Annotated in this window: 1 protein-coding gene; it reads left to right on the forward strand. The window is 43.1% G+C overall.

The genetic code is table 11. The features are described from left to right. The first annotated feature begins 72 nt into the window (after positions 1-72). On the forward strand, positions 73-1,281 hold the full coding sequence (locus HHA41_RS12965) for an IS256 family transposase (protein ID WP_168461957.1): 1,209 nt from the start codon (positions 73-75) through the stop codon (positions 1,279-1,281). Positions 1,282-1,319 lie beyond the last annotated feature (38 nt).

Consider the following 1,319-nt stretch of genomic DNA (forward strand, 5'->3'; position numbering starts at 1 on the left):
GAGACTGTAAATTAAATTGTGTAATTGCCTGAATTTGCTATGTTCATATTCACAAAGGAGTCAGGCAATATGATGAACGAACAAAAACTAAAAGACCTTGCAGCAGAATTTGCTAAAGGAATCAAAACAGCAGACGATCTCAACCAATTCACCAGATTGTTGACCAAACTCACTGTTGAAACGGCTCTTAATGCCGAACTTACCGAACATCTCGGACATGAAAAGAATGCTCGTAAGAACGGTTCTAATGCCCGTAATGGCTATTCCAGTAAGACCCTCCTGAGTGATGATGGTGAGATTGAAATCACCACACCACGAGATCGTGATGGCACATTTGAGCCACAACTGATTAAAAAGAATCAGACCCGTATCACGCAAATGGATAGCCAAATTCTATCCCTTTATGCCAAAGGCATGACCACCCGTGAAATCGTGGCTACTTTCAAGGAAATGTACGATGCCGATGTATCTCCAACGCTTATTTCCAGGGTGACAGATGCTGTTAAGGAGCAGGTTGCTGAATGGCAAAACCGTCCATTAGATGCGATCTATCCTATCGTCTATATGGACTGCATTGTGGTCAAAGTCCGTCATAATGGCAGTGTTATCAATAAGGCTGTATTCCTAGCCTTGGGCATTAATCTTGATGGACACAAAGAACTGCTCGGTATGTGGATGGCGGAGAATGAAGGCGCTAAGTTCTGGCTGACTGTCCTGACTGAGCTTAAAAACCGAGGGTTGCAGGATATTCTAATTGCCTGTGTGGATGGACTAAAAGGCTTTCCTGATGCTATTAACAGCGTATACCCGCAAACCCATATCCAGCTGTGTATTATCCATATGTTGCGTAACAGCTTGAAATACGTGTCATGGAAAGATTACAAGGCCGTCACTCAAGATTTAAAAGCGGTTTATCAGTCACCTACAGAAGAGGCAGCCTTGATGGCCCTGGATCAATTTGCTCAAACATGGGATGACAAGTACCCCCAGATCAGCAAAAGCTGGCGTACACACTGGGAGAATTTGAATACCTTCTTTGCTTATCCAGCCGAGATACGCAAAGCTATCTACACGACCAACGCAATCGAGTCATTAAACAGCGTAATACGTCAGGCGATCAAAAAGCGTAAAGTCTTTCCAACGGATGATTCTGTACGTAAAGTGATTTACCTAGCAATTGATGCGGCATCTAAAAAGTGGAATATGCCTATTCGCGACTGGCGTTTAGCCATGAGCCGCTTTATTATTGAATTCGGTGACCGCTTAAGCAATCACCTTTAATTTACGAAAAGCAATTACACAAAATTATTTACAGGCTC

The sequence above is a fragment of the Acinetobacter sp. A1 genome, from assembly GCF_012371315.1.
Taxonomy (GTDB): domain Bacteria; phylum Pseudomonadota; class Gammaproteobacteria; order Pseudomonadales; family Moraxellaceae; genus Acinetobacter.